Below are 250 nucleotides of genomic sequence, written 5' to 3' on the forward strand. Positions count from 1 at the left end.
AATAAAACAGCGCAGACCGACGGGGAAGGTCATCGTGCATTCGGACAGAGGGAGCCAGTATGCCAGCCATCGGTATCGTGAGGTATTGAAAAACAATGAGTTAGTCTGCTCAATGAGCGGGAAAGGCTGCTGTTATGATAATGCGGTAATGGAAAGCTTCTACCACACGCTGAAAACGGAACTGATGCAAGGTAAAGCGTTTAGCAGCAGAGAGCAGGCAATGAACGCCCTGTTTGATTATATTGAGGTG

1 protein-coding gene is annotated in these 250 nt (G+C 48.0%); it reads left to right on the forward strand.

Going from position 1 to position 250, the window contains the following annotated elements; all coding sequences use genetic code 11:
• Nucleotides 1–34: 34 nt before the first annotated feature.
• Nucleotides 35–250, forward strand: a 216-nt coding sequence (locus MFP24_RS24045) for an IS3 family transposase (protein ID WP_249246703.1), incomplete at its 3' end; no start/stop codon positions are given.

It is taken from the genome of Brenneria tiliae, assembly GCF_023347575.1.
GTDB classification, from domain to species: Bacteria; Pseudomonadota; Gammaproteobacteria; order Enterobacterales; family Enterobacteriaceae; genus Brenneria; species Brenneria corticis.